Below are 499 nucleotides of genomic sequence, written 5' to 3'. Positions count from 1 at the left end.
TTTCCACCAACGGCAAGGTGGGCGGGCTGTTCCCCAACGATGCCGACGGCAATGCTTGGGGTGACCCGAAAAACGGGCTGAAACCCGGCCTCGACGCCGCCGGCTTCAGCATTGCCGATCCCGGTCGCTATCAGAACCTCTCGGACGATTTCACCGCGCAGGTCAACGTCTTCAAGGCGGCCAATGCCGAGATCGTCACCGGTGTGGTCATTCCGCCCGATTTCACCACCTTCTGGAACCAGGCCCGTCAGCAGGGCTTCAAGCCCAAGGCGGTGACGGTGGCCAAGGCGATCCTCTTCCCGCAATCGGTCGAAACGCTCGGCGACGCCGGGCACAACCTCTCGTCCGAGGTCTGGTGGTCGGCCTCGCATCCGTTCAAATCGTCGCTGACGGGCGAGAGTTCGGCCGAACTCGCTGCGGATTTCACCGCCAAGACCGGCCGTCCCTGGACCCAGCCGATCGGTTTTGTCCATTCGCTGTTCGAGGTGGCGGCCAATGT

Annotated in this window: 1 protein-coding gene; it reads left to right on the top strand. The window is 63.3% G+C overall.

What is annotated here, in order from left to right:
• Positions 1–499: ABC transporter substrate-binding protein (locus EOB49_RS34655; protein ID WP_164781964.1), on the top strand; the 499-nt coding region annotated here is incomplete at both ends.

The organism is Mesorhizobium sp. M7A.F.Ca.MR.148.00.0.0 (assembly GCF_003997735.1).
Classification (GTDB): domain Bacteria; phylum Pseudomonadota; class Alphaproteobacteria; order Rhizobiales; family Rhizobiaceae; genus Mesorhizobium.
Note: the sequence above shows the minus strand (reverse complement) of the source record. Positions and strands in the feature narration are given on the sequence as shown.